Source organism: Olsenella uli (assembly GCF_016899935.1).
GTDB lineage: Bacteria > Actinomycetota > Coriobacteriia > Coriobacteriales > Atopobiaceae > Thermophilibacter > Thermophilibacter uli_B.
The window spans coordinates 14402-33620 of record NZ_JACJJK010000006.1 but is presented as its reverse complement, the minus strand read 5'-3'; the positions used below and the strand labels follow the sequence as shown (position 1 = coordinate 33620).

General features: G+C 68.5%; 14 protein-coding genes. 12 read left to right on the top strand and 2 right to left on the bottom strand.

The genetic code is table 11. From position 1 onward, the window contains the following. Positions 1–7: 7 nt before the first annotated feature. The 3 genes from agaS (at position 8) to H6A07_RS10385 (ending at position 3778) form a co-directional block, all read left to right on the top strand. Positions 8–1174, top strand: a complete 1167-nt coding sequence (gene agaS / locus H6A07_RS06630) for an SIS domain-containing protein (RefSeq protein ID WP_204814150.1) — start codon at positions 8–10, stop codon at positions 1172–1174. A gap of 42 nt (positions 1175–1216) precedes the next feature. Then, a complete protein-coding gene (nagA, locus tag H6A07_RS06625) occupies positions 1217–2383 on the top strand; it encodes an N-acetylglucosamine-6-phosphate deacetylase (RefSeq protein ID WP_204814149.1) in 1167 nt (388 codons plus the stop codon). 138 nt (positions 2384–2521) lie between these two features. Then, a complete protein-coding gene (locus tag H6A07_RS10385) occupies positions 2522–3778 on the top strand; it encodes a lipase family protein (RefSeq protein ID WP_204814148.1) in 1257 nt (418 codons plus the stop codon). A 120-nt stretch (positions 3779–3898) separates the two neighbouring features. Here the strand turns inward: H6A07_RS10385 and H6A07_RS06615 are convergent, their stop codons facing one another. Then, positions 3899–4957 (bottom strand): hypothetical protein, encoded by a 1059-nt coding sequence (locus tag H6A07_RS06615; RefSeq protein WP_204814147.1) that lies wholly within the window; start codon positions 4955–4957, stop codon positions 3899–3901. Between the two features lie 622 nt (positions 4958–5579). Here H6A07_RS06615 and pheS point away from each other — a divergent pair. From pheS to H6A07_RS06570, 9 genes are all read left to right on the top strand, one after another. Further along, positions 5580–6647 (top strand): phenylalanine--tRNA ligase subunit alpha, encoded by a 1068-nt coding sequence (gene pheS, locus H6A07_RS06610; protein WP_275100621.1) that lies wholly within the window; start codon positions 5580–5582, stop codon positions 6645–6647. A gap of 45 nt (positions 6648–6692) precedes the next feature. Then, entirely contained in the window at positions 6693–9158 is a 2466-nt protein-coding gene (gene pheT, locus H6A07_RS06605; RefSeq protein ID WP_204814146.1) for a phenylalanine--tRNA ligase subunit beta, read from the top strand. A gap of 168 nt (positions 9159–9326) precedes the next feature. Then, positions 9327–10541 (top strand): zinc ribbon domain-containing protein, encoded by a 1215-nt coding sequence (locus H6A07_RS06600; RefSeq protein ID WP_204814247.1) that lies wholly within the window; start codon positions 9327–9329, stop codon positions 10539–10541. 73 nt (positions 10542–10614) lie between these two features. Next, positions 10615–11721 (top strand): DUF6273 domain-containing protein, encoded by a 1107-nt coding sequence (locus H6A07_RS06595; RefSeq protein ID WP_204814145.1) that lies wholly within the window; start codon positions 10615–10617, stop codon positions 11719–11721. A gap of 95 nt (positions 11722–11816) precedes the next feature. Continuing rightward, positions 11817–13322 (top strand): zinc-ribbon domain-containing protein, encoded by a 1506-nt coding sequence (locus tag H6A07_RS06590; protein ID WP_204814144.1) that lies wholly within the window; start codon positions 11817–11819, stop codon positions 13320–13322. Positions 13323–13331: 9 nt separating this feature from the next. After that, positions 13332–14069, top strand: coding sequence for an N-acetylmuramoyl-L-alanine amidase (locus tag H6A07_RS06585; protein ID WP_204814143.1), 738 nt, complete (start codon positions 13332–13334; stop codon positions 14067–14069). A 10-nt stretch (positions 14070–14079) separates the two neighbouring features. Continuing rightward, complete coding sequence (locus H6A07_RS06580; protein WP_204814142.1) at positions 14080–15276, top strand: YARHG domain-containing protein; 1197 nt, start codon at positions 14080–14082, stop codon at positions 15274–15276. A 79-nt stretch (positions 15277–15355) separates the two neighbouring features. Then, complete coding sequence (locus tag H6A07_RS06575) at positions 15356–15937, top strand: hypothetical protein (RefSeq protein ID WP_204814141.1); 582 nt, start codon at positions 15356–15358, stop codon at positions 15935–15937. Between the two features lie 88 nt (positions 15938–16025). Next, positions 16026–17357 (top strand): alpha-amylase family glycosyl hydrolase, encoded by a 1332-nt coding sequence (locus tag H6A07_RS06570; RefSeq protein ID WP_204814140.1) that lies wholly within the window; start codon positions 16026–16028, stop codon positions 17355–17357. A gap of 387 nt (positions 17358–17744) precedes the next feature. On the opposite strand, the gene pyk is transcribed toward H6A07_RS06570, so the two are convergent. Next, positions 17745–19196, bottom strand: a complete 1452-nt coding sequence (pyk, locus tag H6A07_RS06565; protein WP_204814139.1) for a pyruvate kinase — start codon at positions 19194–19196, stop codon at positions 17745–17747. Positions 19197–19219: the final 23 nt, after the last annotated feature.

Sequence of the window (19219 nt, the reverse complement as noted above, 5' to 3'; positions counted from 1 at the left end):
ATCGCACATGTTCGAGAAGAGCGAGGCCGACCTCACGGCCCTCGGTGCCCAGATCACCACCGCAGAGATCAAGCAGCAGCCGGAGCTCTGGCGTGACACCCTCGAAATCTACAAGGCCAACCTCGACGCCATCACCGCGTTTCTCGCCGAGGCGCGCGCCATGAGCGAGGGTCGCCTCTCCGTTGTGTTCACCGGCGCCGGCACCTCCGACTACGTGGGCGACACCGTGGCTCCCTACCTGCGTCACGCCGGCGACGTCTCCCTCTACGACTTCAAGCCGATCGCCACGACCGACATTGTCTCCGCACCGCGCGACTTCCTGAACCCCGACGAGCCCACCGTGCTCGTCTCGTTCGCGCGCTCCGGCAACAGCCCCGAGTCCCTGGCCGCCGTGGAGATCGCCGGGAAGTTCGTGAAGAACGTCCGCTTCCTCAACATCACCTGCGCGCCCGAGGGCAAGCTCGCCGTCGAGTCCGCCGACGACCCGCGCGCCCTCACGCTGCTCATCCCGCGCGCCAACGACAAGGGCTTCGCCATGACCGGCTCCTACAGCTGCATGACGCTGCTCTCCACGCTCATCTTCGACACCGCCTCTCTTGACGAGAAGGCTGCCTGGGTCGAGCAGATCGCCAAGATGGGCGAGGAGGTCGTCTCCCGCGAGGAGGAGATCGCCGCCTTCCTGGCCGGCGACTTCAACCGCGTGACCTACCTGGGCTCCGGCTCCTTCGTGGGCCTCTCCCAGGAGAGCCAGCTCAAGATCCTCGAGCTCGCCCACGGCCTCGTGGCCACCTCCTGGGACAGCTCGATGGGCTACCGCCATGGGCCCAAGTCCTTCGTGGACGACAAGACCCTGGTCTTTGTTTACATGAACAACGACGCCTACACCCGCCAGTACGACCTCGACATCCTGAACGAGATCGGCGGCGACAAGATCGCGCAGAAGACCATCGCCATCCAGCAGGACTGCGGCCCGGTCTTTGAGGGCGAGTCGTTCACCTTCGCCGGCTACGATGCGCTGCCCGAGGGCTACCTCGCGCTGCCGTTCATCATGGTCGCGCAGACGGTCTCCCTGCTCAACTCCGTGCGCGTGGGCAACACGCCCGACACGCCGTCGCCGACGGGCACCGTCAACCGCGTGGTCAAGGGCGTCACCATCCACCCGTTCGAGGCGTAATGTGGAAAAGGGACAGTCCCTTTTCCACCTTTGGAGGTTGATATGAGCACGTTCGCCATCAAGGCCGACCGGTTCGTGATGCCCGGCGCCACCATGCGCGGCGGCTATCTCACCGTCGAGGACGGCGTCTTCGTCGGCTGGTCCGAGGAGGCCCCGAGCTGCGAGATCCACGACCTCTCCGGCTGCATCGTGGGCCCGGGCCTCGTGGACACGCACATCCACGGCTTCTACAACCACGCCACCACCGACCGCGACCCCGCCGGCATCGACGCCTCGAGCCTGGAGCTCGCGCGCCGGGGCACCACCTGCTGGCTGCCCAGCACGTTCACGGAGTCCGTGGAGCAGGTCGCCGACTCCTGCGCCGCCATCGCCGCCGCCGACGAGGGCCGCGACGAGACCTTCACGGGCGCGCACATCGGCGGCATCTACCTCGAGGGCCCGTTCTTCACCGAGGCCCACGTGGGCGCGCAGAACCCGGTCTACCTGATCGACCCGAGCGTCGAGACCTTCGACCTCTGGCAGGAGCGCGCCGGCGGCCGCATCGTCAAGAGCGCGCTGGCCGCTGAGAAGGACGGCGCGTGCGCATACTGCGCGGCGCTCGACCAGCGCGACGTGGTCACCTGCATCGGCCACTCCGACGCCCACTACGACGAGGTCCTCGCCGCCGTCAACGCCGGCGCGAGCTGCTTCGTCCACACCTACAACGGCCAGCGCGGCCTGCACCACCGCGACCCGGGCGTCGTGGGCGCGGCCATGACCACCAACGGCACCTACGCGGAGATCATCTGCGACGGCCGCCACGTCGTCCCCGGCGCCGTCAAGGCGCTCGTTGAGGCCAAGGGCTGGGACCACACGGTCCTGATCACGGACTGCCTGGGCTGCGGCGGCATGCCCGAGGGCGAGTACATGTCCGGCGGCCTGCCCGTCGTGATGAAGGGCGGCCTGTGCTACCTCCTCAACGAGGACGGCACCACGGGCTCGATCGCCGGCTCCGTGCTCACGCTCGCCGAGGGCGTCAAGAACATGGTGGACTGGCAGATCGTGACCGCCGAGCAGGCCATCCGCATGGCCTCCGAGGTCGCCGCGCGCTCCGCGCACATCGACGAGCGCTTTGGCTTCATCAAGCCCGGCCGCACCGCCGACCTCACGGTCTTCAACGCGGACATGACGCTCGCCGCCACCTACGTGAACGGCGTCCGTATCGCGTAGCGCCGACGCGCCTTAGGGTTTCGTCACGTTCGGCGACGAGCTCCCGAACGCCCGCCCCTCCCGGTATGATGGGCTCATCGACCGGGAGGGGCTCTCATGTCAAGATGGCGAGAAGGACGGCGGGGGAGGAAGCGGCGCGTGCTTCTCGCCCTGCTCGTGACCGTCGCGCTGGCCGACAGCGCCACGCTCGCCGGCGCCGCCGTGCTCCACGCGCGCCGGCTCGAGCGCGTGAGCGGCACGAACGCCGTCACGGCGCCGGAGCTCGTCGCCGAGCGCCGGGAGGGCCCCTTCACGGCGACGATCGACTACGCCGCGCTCTTCTCGGGCGAGGGACACCAGGTCTCCTCCGAGGTCGCCTGGGACGACGACTGGTTCTTCTCGGACCCCACCGTTTACAACCACGAGCTCGCGCACACCTGCGCGGTCCTCTCCGCCGTGGCCAACGCCGAGAGCGCCTACTACCAGCAGGGCTCGACCGCGCCCGCCTACGCCGAGCACGCCCTCGCCGAGCTGGGCTTCGAGGAGGTCTCCACCGCCTCGTACCGGTATCGCAGCGAGGTGCTTGACGAGGTTCTGGGCCTGCTCGACGGCACCGACGTGGTGGCCTACACGGTGGCGACCAGGCACGTGCGCTCGTCGGAGACCGGCGAGGAGAAGCTGCTCACCCTGGTGATGGTGCGGGGGTCGTACGGGTCCGAGTGGCTCTCCAACGCCCGGATCGAGGGCGCTTCCGACGACGTCTCGGGCGACCACCTGGGCTTCTCGCTCGCCGCCGAGGAGATCGTGGCCGACCTCGAGGAACGTGCGGCGTCCGAGGACCCCGGCGTCGAGCGGACCTACCTCTTCTGTGGGCACAGCCGGGGCGCGGCGGTGGCCAACTTGCTTGCGAGCTACGCGGACGGCGGCATGGGCGGCGCGGAGGCGATCGCGTCGGCGGAGTCCGTGCGGGCGTACGGCTTTGCGACGCCCAACTGCACCTCGGCGGCCGACGCCCGCTCCGCGCGCTACGACAACATCTTCAACGTCCTGAACCCGTCCGACGTGGTGACGATGCTCCCGCCCGCGAGCTGGGGCTACCGGCGCTACGGGCACGACGTGTGGCTGCCTGCGACCGGCGCGGATGCGCTGACGGAGGCCATGCGCACGTCGTATCGCGTGTCGATGGGGGCGGAGTGCCCCGTGACGGCCGAGGACCGCGCGACGGCGGAGGGCCTGGTCGCGGACGTCACGCGCTCGGTCTCGAGCTTCGACGAGCTCGTCTCGCCCGGCGGCGTGGCCGCGCTTGCGCAGGCGTGCCTCGGCGTCGACGTGGGCCGGCTCCTGGCGAGTCACTATCCCAACACCTACATCGCCTGGCTCGACGCCACCACGGCCGCCGACCTCACGTTCTCGTAGCCGCCGCGCCCGCGCGCCGCCGTTCTTCTCGGCTCGTTGGTCCTGGGGTTCCAGATTCAGCCGAGAACGGGCCCGGTTTTGGAACCTCGGGCCCAGCGAGTCCGTGTCGGCACGTGCCCGCTATGCCAATCCGTATGCCTCCACGGGCACGCGCTCGATGACGGGCGGCTGTGGCACCACGATGCCGCCCGGAGCGGGAATCTCTATCAGCGGCTCGTGATCCTTGGGAACTCCGTAGAAGCGCAGCAGCCAGTCAAAGTACCCGGTGTCCGCCACGTCGGCGGGCGAGAAGCGCATCACGCTCGCGTGCGCCACGGTGAGGCTCGACTCGCGCCGCCGCTCGCCCTTCATCGCGCTCAGTGGGTTCCCCCCGTTCATCTGGGGGTTCAGGTACTTCTCGTTCCCGTCGTGCTCGCCGTAGATCTCCGTGCCGTCCGGCAGGCGCCAGCGAAAGTCCACGCGGTAGATGCCGCTGCCGGAGAACGGGTTGGGGACCTCGACCTGGAGGTCCGGCAGGGCAAAGCCGAGCTCCCACATGGCGGCCCGCGCGATGGACTCGCCGCCGTTCTCGCTGCGCGCGTCCGCATGCGCCGCGGTCATGCGCGCCTGGGCGACGCCCCGATAGCCACCGGTCATCCCGGCAATGTAGTTCTCGAGCGCCTCGCGTGGGATGCCTCCCGTGCGCAGCGCGGAGTCCGCCACGGCGAGCCCCTCGCGGAAGGAAAGCCATCGCGCACAGTCGAACGTGGTCCTGAGCAGGGGAGTCACCGGGATGCCGCCCGCTTCCGCGCAGTCGTCGCCAGGAATGGCGTGCCGGCGAAAGGGCGCCTCCGACCTGACGCCGGATCCGGGTTCCACGGCGAGGTGAATCGTTCCCAGGAGATGCTCCGACACGGAGAGCCCCAGCAGCACGGCGGCCGAGGGCCCGCAGAAGCGCCAGTTGGGGTGCAGCTCATGCAGGGACCGAAGGATGTGCAGCGCCCTCTGGGTGGGCCTGAGGCCATGGAGCCAGCGTCCTGCCCGCGCATAAAGCTTCGGCAAGGGGGAGACGAGCGTGCCGGAGCGCACGCGGCGGTCGAGCGCCTTGTGGAGGCTCTTCTCGGTGGTGACGAGACATGCGCCGCGACGCTCGGCTTCATCGAGCAGCTGGTCTATGGTGGCGCTCGTCCGTGCGTGCATCGAGGCTCCCTTCGCGGCGGTCCGCGCATTGTGGCACGTCCTCTGCGGGCGCGCTCGGCGCGTGACCGCTCGCTGGGTGGGCCTGAGGTGCCAAAAATGCGCCAGGTTGTGCCACCGCTTGGAACTCCAGGCTCAGTTTGCCCAGCGGGCGGCGGCTCCGAGAGAGCTTCGTGCGCGTCACGCGCCCGCCCCGTGGCGGACCCGAGAGAGATTGCCGAGAAGAACGTCCGCCCGCGCACCCTCGCGTCAATTGGTGGACGGCACGATTCCTCGGCGAACGGCGCCCGTCGCCTGTGATACCATGTCCCGCAGGCGATGACGGAGAGGTCTGGGCGTCGCGTTGCCAGCGGACAAGAGATGGGGGTCACCGGCTGAGAGCCCCCTCCAAGGCAGAGGCCCGGAGTTCACTCCACCAGCCGCGACCTGAACATGTGGAAAAGGGACTGTCCCTTTTCCACATCGGTAGGGAAGCCGTCGGCCCCACGGCACGGGGCGAGAAGAGCGGGCGCGCGGGGGAGACAACCCGTGACGCCAACCGAGGTGGTACCGCGGAGCATTTCCGTCCTTGGGCAGCAGCACGGCTGCCGGGGGGCGGTTTTTTCGTAAGAGAAGGGATGACACGATGTCGATGTCCGACGACCTCAAGGCGATCGAGGCCCAGTTCCAGGAGGGCCTGGCCGCCGCCGAGACCATGGAGGCCCTCGAGGCCCTGCGCGTGGGCTTCCTGGGCAAGAAGGGCCAGCTCACGGCCATCATGCGCTCGATGGGCCAGGTTCCGCCCGAGGAGCGCCCGGCGATGGGCCAGCTCGCCAACACCGTGCGCGCCACCGTGGACGCCGCGCTCAAGGCCCGCAAGGAGGAGCTCTCCGCCGCGCTGCTGGAGCGCCGCATGGCCGCCGACGCCTGCGACGTCACGCTTCCGGGCCGCCGCCTGAGCGAGGGCACCCAGCACCTGATCAGCCAGATCCGCGAGGAGGTCGAGGACATCTTCTGCGGCCTCGGCTACACCGTGGAGGACGGCCCCTACGTCGAGACCACCTGGTACAACTTCACCGCGCTCAACGCCCCGGAGGACCACCCCAGCCGCTCGGCCAAGGACACCTTCTACGTGGTGGACAACGCCCCGGAGGGCAAGGAGTCCCACGTCCAGGGCGAGTCCGACGTGCTGCTGCGCACCCAGACCTCCGGTGTGCAGGTGCACGTGATGGAGAACAAGAAGCCGCCCATCTACATGATCGCCCCGGGCACGGTCTTCCGCCCGGACACGGCCGACGCCAACCACCTGCCGCAGTTCACGCAGATCGAGGGCCTGGTCGTTGACGAGGGCATCACCTTCGGCGACTTCAAGGGCACGATGGACTACTTCCTGCGCCAGGTCTTTGGCAAGGACCGCGCCACGCGCTACCGCCCGCACTTCTTCCCCTTCACCGAGCCCAGCTGCGAGGTGGACGTCTCCTGCGGCGTCTGCGGCGGCAAGGGCTGCCGCTTCTGCAAGGGCACCGGCTGGCTGGAGATCCTGGGCGCCGGCATGGTGGACCCCAACGTCTTCGAGTACTGCGGCATCGACCCCGAGAAGTACACCGGCTTCGCCTTTGGCATGGGCGTGGAGCGCATCGCGTGCCTGCGCTACGACCTGCCCGACCTGCGGATGCTGATGACGGGCGACATGCGGTTCTTGTCCCAGTTCTAGACCCGCCCCAAGTTCCGATTTTGATCGCGCGAAAAGGAGAAGAACATGCGCGTCTCATATGAGTGGCTCAAGAGCATGGTCGACGTGCCGGCGGACCCCGCCGAGCTCGTGGCCGAGCTCACCCGCACCGGCACCGAGGTCGAGGCCGTGGAGAAGGTCGGCGCCAACCTGGAGCACGTGGTCACGGCGCAGGTCGTGAGCAAGAAGCCCCACCCCGACTCCGACCACATGTGGCTCTGCCAGGTCTCCGTGGGCGACAAGAACGTGGATGCCGACGGCAACCCCGTGCCCCTGCAGATCGTCTGCGGCGCCCAGAACTTCAACGAGGGCGACCACATTGTCTGCGCCATGATCGGCGCGGTCCTGCCCGGCGACTTCAAGATCAAGAAGAGCAAGCTGCGCGGCGTGGAGTCCTGCGGCATGAACTGCTCGGAGCGCGAGCTCGGGCTCGGCAGCGATCACGAGGGCATCATGATCCTGCCGCCGGACGCGCCGGTGGGCATGGACTTCACCGACTACCTCGGCAGCTCGGACACCGTGATCGACTGCGAGATCACGCCCAACCGCCCCGACTGCCTCTCCATGACCGGCTTTGCCACCGAGGTCGCCGCGATCCTGGACGAGGACACCCACATCGAGCTGCCGCGCGTTGCCGCCGAGCAGGGCCCCAACGCCGCCGATCTCGTGGACGTGACGATCGCCGACCCTGAGCTCTGCCCGCGCTACACCGCGCGCGTGGTGCGAAACGTCAAGATCGGCCCGTCGCCGGAGTGGCTCGCGCGCCGCGTGGCCGCCGCGGGCGGGCGTTCGATCAACAACGTCGTGGACGTGACCAACTACGTGATGTACCTCACGGGCCAGCCGCTCCACGCCTTTGACCTGGGCAAGCTCACCGAGCGAGGCGGACGCCGCCACATCGTGGTGCGCGCTGCGGGCGACGGCGAGAAGCTCGTCACGCTGGACGGCCAGGAGCGCACGCTCACCTCGGACATGGCCGTCATCACCGACGACGGCCACACCCCCGTGGCGCTCGCGGGCGTCATGGGCGGGCTGGACTCGGAGATCACGGAGGCCACGACCGACGTCCTTCTCGAGAGCGCGAACTTCTCGGCCGGCCACACGTCGCGCACCTCGCGCAACCTCGACCTCATGAGCGAGGCCTCCATCCGCTACGAGCGCCAGGTTGACGGCACCAACTGCGCCGCCGTGGCCGAGATCGCGGCCGCGCTCTTCGAGGAGTGCTGCGGGGCCGAGGTCTGCCCGGGCATCGTGGACGTCTACCCGGGCGAGAAGGACGATGCCGCCGTCACGATCACGCTGCGTCCGAGCCGCGCGCGCCTCATCGCCGGCGCGGACATCCCCGTTGACTTCATGGCCGCGCGCCTGCGCCGCCTGGGCTGCGTCGTGGAGCCGGCCGGCGAGGACGCCCTGGCCGTGACCGCTCCCACCAACCGCCCCGACCTCACCCGCGAGATCGACCTCATCGAGGAGGTCGTGCGCCTGTGGGGCGAGGGCGACATCGCACCGACCATCCCCGCCGCGAGGAACCACGCCGGCGGCCTCACGCCCGAGCAGCGCCGCGTTCGCAAGATCGGCCAGGTCCTGCGCTCCTGCGGCCTCTCCGAGACCTCCACGTATTGCTTTGCCGCGCCGGATGACCTGGCTCGCCTGGGCATCCCCGAGACCGGCCGCGGCGTGCCCGTGAAGATCATCCGCCCGCTGGTGGCCGAGCAGTCCGAGATGCGTCGCGACATGCTGCCGGGGCTCCTCCGTTCCGTGGCGTACAACCTCGACCACGGCGTGCCCAACGTGGCGCTCTACGAGATCGGTCGCGTCTTCTTTGGCAAGGAGCACGCGAGCCAGCCCGACGAGCCGAGCTTCGTCTGCGGCGTTATGTGCGGCAAGCGCGCGGACGACGCCTGGAACCAGCGCTTTGCCGAGTACGACTTCTTCGACGCCAAGGGCGTGGTGGAGGAGCTGCTGGACGCGCTGCGCGTGACCAAGGTGCGCTTCAAGGTGGCCGAGCCCGAGCAGTACCCGTGGCTCCAGCCCGGTCGCGCGGCCGAGGTGCTGGCACGCGGCGAGGTCATCGGCTGGGTGGGCAACGTCCACCCGCGCGGCCTCAAGGCGATGGGCGTGGACGCGCCCGTGGTGGCCTTCGAGCTCTCCCAGGCGGCGCTGCTGCGCCTGGCGGCCGACGAGCTGCCCTACCAGGACGTGCCGACGCTCCCGGGCGTGGACGTTGACCTGGCGATCGTCGTGGACGAGTCCGTGACCTGCGAGACGCTGATGCAGCGCATCGGGTCTGCCGGCGGCAAGCTCCTCGCGGACGTGCGCCTCTTCGACGTCTACCGCGACGACGAGCGCGTGGGCAAGGGCAAGAAGTCCATGGCCTTCTCGCTCACCTACCGCGCGGCGGACCGCACCCTCACCTCCGAGGAGGTCGAGAAGGCGCACGCCAAGCTCGTGACCAAAGTCTGCAAGTCAACCGGCGGCGAGGTCCGCAGCTAAACTTGCTAGAAAGGGGTCAGACCCCTTTTAGGCAACGGCGGGCGAGGGGACGTTCCTCTCGCCCGCCGATTTTGGTTCCAGCCGACGCGCGGCCCCCGTTTCTCCGATTTAACGCTTTATTGTCCGGGCGCCGGGTTATGCTCGTGTCACCAAGACGAGGAGGTTGCCATGTTCTGTCCCAAGTGCGGCGAGAAGAACCCGGACGGTGCCAAGTTCTGCGCGCGGTGCGGCTCCGCGATTGCGGTGGCCGGGCCGGCGCCGGGACCCGTGCCCGGACCGACGCCCTTCCCACCCCGCAGGCGCTCCCGCGTGCCGCTCGTGGTGGCGGGCGTCGTGGCGGTGGTTGCCGTGGTCGTGATGGCGGTACTCGTGCTGCCGGGCCTTCTCGGCGGCGGCCGCGCGGCCCAGGAGCGTCAGGCCTCCAACGCGTCGCTCGCCTACGGGCGCGTCGTCGCCTCCTCCGGCGACTGCGATTACCTCTACAGCAGCTCCGTGGGCGGTCTCTGCCGCGTCAAGCATGACGGTTCCGGCACGGAGCTCGTCCGCGCCATCGACTCGGGCTCCCAGTGGGTCTCGGCGCTTGCGGCGGACGGAGACACGCTCTTCTTCGTGCTCAGTGACTACTCCGGGGACAACCCCACCCAGCTCCACTCGATTCGCACCGACGGGTCGCAGGAGAAGGTCCTCATGACGGCGACCGAATCGCAGAGCATCAACCAGGTGTGCGTCTACGATCGGAAACTCTACGTATCCGTGATGGACTACGGTGGGGACCAGGCCCTGACGAAAGTCAGCACCATGTCAGAGGATGGCACCGGCATGCAGCAGGTCTGCAGCCTCCCTGCGAGCTACCCGGTCATCCTTTCGGACGCCGTCTACTACGTGCAGAGCTCCGACGACTCCTACGAGCTGTGTGGGTATGACCTGAACACCAAGCAGACACGCACGCTCTACGTGGGCACCTCGGCCTATGCATACTCCCTGGGCGTGGGCGGCGACCGCCTCGTTTTTCTCGAGGGCTCAAATGACGGCGGCGGGAGAAGGCTGGTCAGCGTCGACACGGAGGGCCAGGACCGCAAGGTCCTCTGGACAAGCCTCTCCGATGACACAGGCGCCTCGCTGCTGGCGGTCTCGGGGGACTCCGCCTTCCTGGCGTTCTACGGGTCGGGCTGGGAGCGTCCCTGGAGCATCCTTCGCGTGCCGCTCGACGGCTCCGAGGGGCAGACCGTGGCGCAGAACCTCGACTTCTACAACCCGTCCGCCTGTGACATGGGCGACCGCCTGGTCATCTGCGAGAACGGCGGCGACATCTCCGGCGTCAACATGCGCGCCATGAGCATTTCCTACGACGGTACCAACCAGGTGACGTACCCGCTCGGGTAACGGCGCATAAAACTTGCCTAAAAGGTGTCAGACCCCTTTTAGGCATACCCGCTCGGATAAGCAAGGAGGGTCCATGTTCTGCACCAACTGCGGATCGCAGCAGAAGGACGGCGCCAAGTTCTGCACCGTCTGCGGCGCGCCGCTCGCCCAGACGCCGCCCGTCGAGGGCGCGCTTCCCGTCGAGAAGGGCGCCCGCTCGCGGGAGTCGGGCGGCAAGGGCCCCGTCATCGCTGCGGTCGTGCTCGTCGTGGTCGCGCTGGCGGCCGTCGTGGGCGTCGCTGCGCTCATGACCGACGGGTTTGGGTTCGCAAAACCGGCCAAGGAGGCGCCCGTCGCCACATCGCCGCAGGATCCGGCCACGCAGACGCCGCAGAACGAACCCAAACCTGAGGAGACGGAGCCCGCAGCGCCCGCTGAGCCCGAGGTGCGCGCCTCCGTGCAGGAATACTCGTGGGACGAGCTTTCCCAGATCTCCGCGCTGATCTCCGCCACCGGCAGCGACGCCGACGCCACCGAGATCGCGATTCGCTACCACCTCTGCAACGCCGACGGCACGCTCGACGGAACCCAGACCAAGCAGATCGTACTTGCGGACGGCACCTCCGTTACGATGCAGGTGCTCGGCTTCAACCACGACGAGCGCGCCGACGGCACCGGGCGTGCGGGCATCACGTTCGGTTCGTGCGGGATCGTGGGCACGCACGCCATGAACGAGAGCGACACCACGTCGGGCGGCTGGCGCGACTCGAGCCTGCGCTCCTGGATGAACGGCGACCTGCTCGCCCAACTGCCGGACGACGTGGCGGGCGCGATCGTTCCCGTGACCAAGCTCGCCAACGCGACGGGGGAGACCACCGACCCGTCGGCCGTGGTTGCCACGACCGACACGCTCTGGGCGCCCGCCTACGCGGAGCTCGGCGGCGACATGGACATCGCCGATGACGCCCACGACGACGTCTACAACGCCGAGGGCGACCAGTACCAGCTCTACGCCGACCTAGGCGTGAGCTGGGACACCCCCAACGACATCCTCGCGATCTCCGGCGTGGACCGCTGGTGGGAGCGCACGGCCGACCCCATGGACGGTCGCTACTTCATGTGCGTGGGGGAGGACGGCACGCCGTGGTACGCCCACACGCCCAAGAACGAGTTCGGCGTCGTCATGTGCTTCTGCGTCTAGCCGCGCGTTTCCTGAGGAACTTAGAGGAGCTTAGAACTACTTAGAGGAACTTAGAGGAACTTAGAAGAACGTAGAGCAGCGAGTAGGAGGCGGCCATGTTCTGTCCCAGGTGTGGCGAGAAGAACCCGGACGGCGCCAAGTTCTGCGCGAAGTGCGGCGCCCCGTTCGCGCGACCCGCCGCGGGCCCGGGCCCAACATCCGCGCCCGCTTCCGCCCGCCGCGCGCCCGTGGCGGCGATCGTGGCCGCCGTCGCCGCCGTGCTGGTTGTCGGCTCTGCCGCGTTTGGCGTCTGGCTGGCGTTCTTCTCGCCCTGGCCCATAGACGAGAAGAGCTTCCCGGACCCCGCCCTGCGCGCGGCGGTGGCTGCCTCCGCGGACGCCGACCACGACGGCCAGCTCTCGCGCGACGAGGGTCGCGCCGTGACGTCGCTTTCCGTGGAGGGGGCGACCTCGATCGAGGGGCTGGGCCGCTGCTTCCCCAACCTCGCCCAGCTCACGCTGACGGGCGGCACGCTGACGAGCCTCGACGTCTCCGACCTGCCCGTCCTCACGGGCCTCGACGCCCCGTCCGAGCCGCTGGTCGCGCTCGACGTCTCGGGGAACGCCGCGCTCGCCGCGCTGCGCGTCCCCGACACGACGCAGGTGACGGGCCTCGACGCGACGAAGCTCCACGAGAGCTGGGTCGTCTCGAGCGTGGAGGAGCGCTACGACACGGGCTACACGGTCACCTACGCCGCCGAGCGCGACGCCCAGGGCCGGGTGACGGCGCGCAGCGCCGGGGACGGCGACAACGGCACGCGCTGGGAGTACACCTACGACGAGCAGGGCCATCTCGTGGAAGAGCAGGAGAGCACGTCCGCATACGGGCATGACTACTCCATTACGACCACCTTTGCCTACGATGCCAACGGCCGCCTTGCCGAGCAGGAGAGCTACGACGGGATGTACGCGTACTACTACACCTACGACGACGCGGGGCGTCTCGCCGCGATGAGCATGGGCGGCGTCGACGACCCCACGAGCCGCACGACCTACGCCTACGACGACGCGGGACGCCTGACGAGCCGGCTCTACACCTACAAGAGCGATCGGGGCATGTTCATCACCTTCACCTACGACGACGCGGGCAACCTCGTCCAGGCCGAGGAGACGGACCAGACGCTCGGCGAGGTCTATCAGACCACGAACTACGAGCGGGACGCGGCGGGCAACCTCACGCGCGTCAGCGCCACCAACATCTACAGCGACCCCGCGCCCGTGACCTTTGCCTATGACGACGCCGGTCGGCTGACGTCGGCCACGGCCACACTCTCCGGGACCACCTACACGGCGACGGCGACCTATGACGAGCGCGGCAACCTCTCGCAGGTCATCGAGCAGGTCGACGGGGGCAGAACGACCACGTACGCGGCAACCTACACGCGCTTCTTCGTGGTCGAGGGCGGCCGCGAGCCGGATTCCGGCATCACCTTTGGCATAGAGGACGTGCCGCTCGTGGGGGCGCAGCGTACCTCGCTGGTCAACGTGTGGGCCACGCCGGCCGTCGTCCCCAACCCCGAGCCCAACGCGCTGCCGGGCGACTCGATGATCCTGCTGTTCTAGGGGGCTTTCATGAGGCGTGTGACGGTTCTTGTGGTGCTTCTCGCCTTGGCGCTCGCGGGCTGCGGCGCCGGACGGGAGGCACGCGAGGAGCAGGCGGAGACCGCTCCGGCGGCGCACCCGGAGAAGGTCGCCGAGAAGATCGTCGACCCCGAGGCCCTGACCGGCCCGAGCGCCGAGGAGCTGCTCGCCGGGCTGGACCTCGTGGAGGACTACCGCGACGAGTTTGACCACGGGCCCAAGGACGCCGAGCACCAGCGCTACATCGTCCTGCACGACACCGAGGGCGAGGGGAGCCCGGAGGGCGTGGTCTCGTGGTGGTCGAGCAGCGGCAACCAGGTGGCGGCGCACTTCGTGGTGGGCAGGGACGGGCACATCGTCCAGTGCGTGCCGCTGGACCGCATCGCGCACCACGCGGGCTACGGCGACACGGGCCACAACGAGGCCTTTGGCATCACGGAGGACGGGCGCGACGACATGGCCGGCTCCACGCCGATCGGCCCGAGCTTCGCGGACTACGGGATGAACGCGTGGTCGGTGGGCATCGAGCTCGTGCACGTGGGCGGCTCCGGCGACTACCCGCCCGAGCAGCTCGAGGCGCTCGACGGCCTCATCGCCTACATCGACGCGTATTATGGTTTTGAGAGCGAGATCACCGACCACAAGGCGTGGCGGTCCGGCAACTCGGACACCTCGCCCGAGTTTGCCGAGTACCTGGCCAACTACCAGGACCACCGCACGCACGACTGAGGGGGATGCCATGTTCTGCACCAGCTGCGGCGCCCAGCTGCCCGACGGGCTCAAGTTCTGCACCAACTGCGGCGCGCCGCTGCAGGCGTCCGCCGACCCCGACTCCGGGGCGCCCGCCACGTCTGCGGCTCCCGACGCGACCGACGCCGCCACGGTCTGCCCCGCCTGCGGCGCCCAGGTGCCCAGCGGGCTCAAGTTCTGCACCAACTGCGGCGCGCCGCTGCAGGCGCCCGGCGCGACCGACGCCGCCACGCGCGTCATGACGGGCGAGGGGGCCACTCCGCAGCAGGGCGCCGTCGACCAGACGACGGTCATGCCCGGCGCCGCCGCGTCCGGGCCCGACTACGGCGGCATGTCCGCCATGCCCGACGGTTACGGCTACGGTACGGACGCGGCCGGCGGCACGCCCCCCGAGGAGGAGGGCGGCGGGCACGGCCTCGTCATCGCCGCCGCCATCATGGGTGTGCTCGCCGTCGTGGCCGTGGTGGCGCTCGTCGTGGTGGTGGTCGACCCGTTTGGCCTGCACCTGCTGGGCGGGGGCGATCAGCAGGAGCAGCCCGCCGTCACCGAGCCCGCGGAGAAGGAGGCCGAGAAGGACGCCGAGCCCGAGGAGGAGCCGGCGGCCGAGCCCAAGCTCCAGGCGATGACCGTCCAGGCCGCGCCGAGCAAGGTTGACTACCTCGTCGGCGAGTCGCTCGACGCGACCGGTCTGAAGCTGGCGCTCACCTACGACGACGGCAGCGAGGACACCGTCGCGTACGCGGAGGACAACGCCTCCGACTTCACCTTCGACCCCACGACCTTCGACGCTGCGGGTGGCCTCAACGTGACGGTCACCTACGGCGGCCTGTCGGCCACCTTCGCCGTCACCGTCTCCGAGCCCGTCCCCGACCCTGCGCCCACCTCGACGCCCAGCTCCGGCGGCACGTACGTCCTGCCCGACAGCTCCACGCGCCTCTACAGCGCCGATGAGCTCTCCGGCCTCTCCGACTGGGAGCTCTACGTGGCCCGCAACGAGATCTACGCGCGTCACGGCCGCATGTTCCAGAAACAGGACCTGCAGGACTACTTCAACAGCCAGTCCTGGTACACGCCGCTCTACTCTCCCGAGGAGTTCGACTCCATGGGCCTTCTGAGCAGCACGGAGCAGCAGAACGCCTCGACGATCCTGTCGGTCGAGCAGAGCCGCGGCTCCTCGTACATCTAGGGCGCCCATGCCAAGTTGGAACATACATACCGCGCACGTGGAGCGGCTCCTTCGTGAGGAGGGAGCCGCCGCTCTTGGCGTGCGCGACGAGAACGCGTTTCTTCTCGGCAACCTCGCACCGGACATCTACGTGGGCTACATGGTGCCGGACACCACGTTCCGCATCGACTACAAGCTCACCCACCACTCCATCCGCGAGCACATCCCCCTGCCGCGCTACGACGAGTTCTGGGACTACTACGTTGCCGGGCACGACGACGTCTCGGACGTGACGCTGGGCGCGTGGGCGCACCTCGTGGCCGACCACGTCTACAACGCGCACACCCGCGCCTACCTGGCGAGCATCGGCATGGAGGCGGGCGAGCGGGCGCGCATCGGCAAGCAGGGGGACTTCGCGCTCTACGGCCTCACGCGCGACATCTCGCTGGTGCCGTACGTTGACGAGGCACTTCTCGCCCAATGCGCGGCGTTCCCGCCGTACTCCATCCTCGAGCGCGACGTGCGCGGCGCCGTTGCCGCGGCACGTGCGATCGTCGAGAAGAACCGCGCGGAGCACCTCAGCGAGACGCCGGACTACCAGCTGCTCACCGCCGAGTTCTTTGACGTGGCCCGCGACGAGGCCCATGCCACAATCGTGGCGGGCCTGACAAGCCGCGTCTGACAGGACGACCGCTCGCGGAGCGCAAATTAGGCGAACGGGGCGCGGGTAGAATGAACGGGTCCTGTGCCCCGTGGAGAGGAGCCCCCGCATGAGTTGGTTCGAGCCGTCCTTCGTCTATCAGATCTACCCGCTGGGCCTCTGCGGGGCCCCGCACGAGAACGACGGCGTGCTCGAGCACCGGCTGCTCAAGCTCATCGACGACGGCTGGGTGGACCACATGGCCAAGCTCGGCGTCACGTGCCTGCTGCTCAACCCCGTCTTCGAGTCGGACGCGCACGGCTACGACACGCGCGACTACACCAAGGTGGACTGCCGCCTGGGCACGAACGACGACCTGCGCGCGGTGGTGGACGCGTGCCACGCCGCCGGCATCAAGGTTCTTCTCGACGGCGTGTTCAACCACGTGGGGCGCGGCTTCTGGGCGTTCCGGGACGTGCTGGAGCGCCGGGGCGAGAGCCCGTACGTCGGCTGGTTTGAGATCGACCTCAACGGCAACAACTGCTTCAACGACGGCCTCTCCTACAGCTGCTGGGAGGGCGCGCAGAGCCTGGTGAAGCTCAACCACTGGAACGTGGAGCTCAACGACTACCTGGCCGGTGTCATTCGCGGCTGGGTGCGCGACTTTGACATCGACGGCCTGCGCCTGGACGTGGCGTACTGCCTTGACCAGGGCTACCTGCGCTCCCTGCGCGCCCTGGCCAACGAGATCGGCCAAGAGCGCGGCGAGAAGTTCCCGCTGGTGGGGGAGACCATGTTCGGCGACTACAACCAGTGGATGGGCGAGGACCTCTGCGACTCCGTGACCAACTACGAGGCCTACAAGGGCCTGTGGTCGTCGATGAACTCCGCCAACATGCACGAGATCGGCTACGCCCTGGAGCGCCAGAGCGGCAGCCACCCGTGGGACCTCTACACGGGGCGGCACCTGCTGGACTTTGTGGACAACCACGACGTGCCGAGAATTGCCACCAAGCTGGACGACAAGAACCAGCTCGTGCCGCTCTACGGCCTGCTGTTCGCGATGTCCGGCGTGCCGGCGGTCTACTACGGCAGCGAGTGGGGCATCGAGGGCGAGCAGCTCCCCGGTGACCACGAGCTGCGTCCGGCGCTGGACGCCCCGGAGTGGAACGAGCTCACGGACTGGATCTGCGCGCTGGCGGCGGCGCGCGCGGGGAGCGAGGCGCTGGTGTGGGGAGACTATACGCAGCTCCAGTGCCAGCCGCAGCAGCTGGTGTTCCAACGGCGCAGCGACGGCGAGCGCGTGATCGTGGCGATAAACGCGTCGAGCGAGCCTGCGACGGTGCACTTTGACGCGCAGTGCGGTCGTAGCGTCGACCTCATCACCGGCGAGGAGCACGACTTCGGCGGCGGCAGCGAGCTCAAGCCCTACTCCGCCTACTACTGGCGCTGCGAGCGGTAGGGTTTCTCAGTATGTCCGATTCTGTCTTGCCGTTCCTTGCATTTGTATGTTGCAGACGCTCTGCGAGGCGTGCAACCTGGGGAAGGGCACTGACATGCCGACGGAGGGTGCAACAGGCGCGAAAGCCTGAGCGCTGCGCAATCTGTTTGAGTACTGTTACCGCCGCAGACGTATGCCGCTAAACCTTCTCATCCCGGATGGTGCCAAAGGTCCTTCTCGCGGCCCACGTCGGGTGGCATCCGGCGATACGCGATTGTCGACGGTTTTGCGGCTCAAAACGTTGGCAATCGCGTATCGCCAGCGCGCGCGGGGCGAGAAGGACCGTCCAACAGAAAGGGCCCCGGACGCGCGTCCGGGGCCCTGCAAGCAAACGTTCTTCTCGTCCGGCTACTGGACCTGCGCCACCATCGCCATGTTGGTGGAGGTGGTGTAGTCGCCCAGGCGCGGCGAGGTCTGCGGGTCGCCGGCGGTGATGACCACGATGTCGCCGGTGTCCACCAGGCCGTTGCGCTTGGCCGTGGTCAGCGCGTCGTAGAGCGTGCTGGAGAGCGAGCCCTGCTCGGTGGTGCGGTAGGCGTAGACGCCCCAGTAGAAGCAGGTGCGACGGATGGTCTTCTCGTTGGGGGACGTCGCGAAGAGCGGCATCCGGGGGCGGAACGTGGAGATCAGGCGCGCGGAGCGGCCGGAGTTGGTGGGGGCCAGGATGCACTTGGCGCCCACGTGGTCGGCCATCTCGAGCGCGGCAAAGCCGGTGGCGCCGTTGACGTTGCGGACGCCGCCGCGGTCGAAGTACTCGCGGCGCTCGGGCAGGTACTTCTCGGTCTCCTTGCAGATGTCGGACATCGTCTTGACGGCCTCGATCGGGTACTTGCCGGCCGCGGTCTCGCCGGAGAGCATGACGCAGTCGGTGCCGTCGTAGACGGCGTTGGCGACGTCGTTGACCTCGGCGCGCGTGGGGCGCGGGTTGCGCTGCATGGAGTCGAGCATCTGCGTGGCCGTGATGACCGGCTTGTAGTGCTGCTTGCACTTCTTGATGATGGTCTTCTGGATGTGCGGGACCTGCGCGGCGGGCACCTCCACGCCGAGGTCGCCGCGGGCCACCATGCAGCCGTCGGACACGTGCAGGATCTCGTCGAAGTTCTTGACGCCGAGGGCGCTCTCGATCTTGGGGAAGATGAGGACGTCGGGCGCGCCCATCTCCACGCAGATCTTGCGGATCTCCTCCACGGCCTTACCGTCGCGGATGAAGGACGCGGCGATGGCGTCGATGCCCAGCTCGCAGCCAAACATGATGTCCGCGCGGTCCTGGGCGGTCACGGACGGCAGGTTGATGTTGAGGTTGGGGAAGTTCACGCCCTTGTGCTCGCCGAGCAGGCCGCCGTTGGTGATTCGGCAGTGGATGTCGGAGCCCTCGACGTGGTCGACCTCGAGGCCGATCAGGCCGTCGTCGATCAGGATGACCGTGCCCGGCTCGACCTCGGTGGGCAGCGGCTTGTAGTCGAGCGAGAAGCGCTCGGCGGTGCCCACCACGTCGTCGTCGGTGGTCACGACGCAGGTCTTGCCGGTCTCAAGCTGGACCTTCTCGCCGTCCTTGAGCACGCCGGTGCGGACCTCGGGGCCCTTGGTGTCGAGCATGATCGCCACCGGGATGGAGAGCTCGCGGGAGAGCGCGCGCACGCGCTCGATGTTCTTGCGGTGGTACTCGTGGTTGCCGTGGGAGAAGTTGAAGCGCGCCACGTTCATGCCGTGCAGGATGAGCTGGCGCAGCACCTCCTCGTCCTCGGTCGCCGGCCCCATGGTGCAGACGATCTTGGTCTTCTTCTTGTTGAAAGTAGCCATCTGAGCCTCTCTCTTTGCTCGGA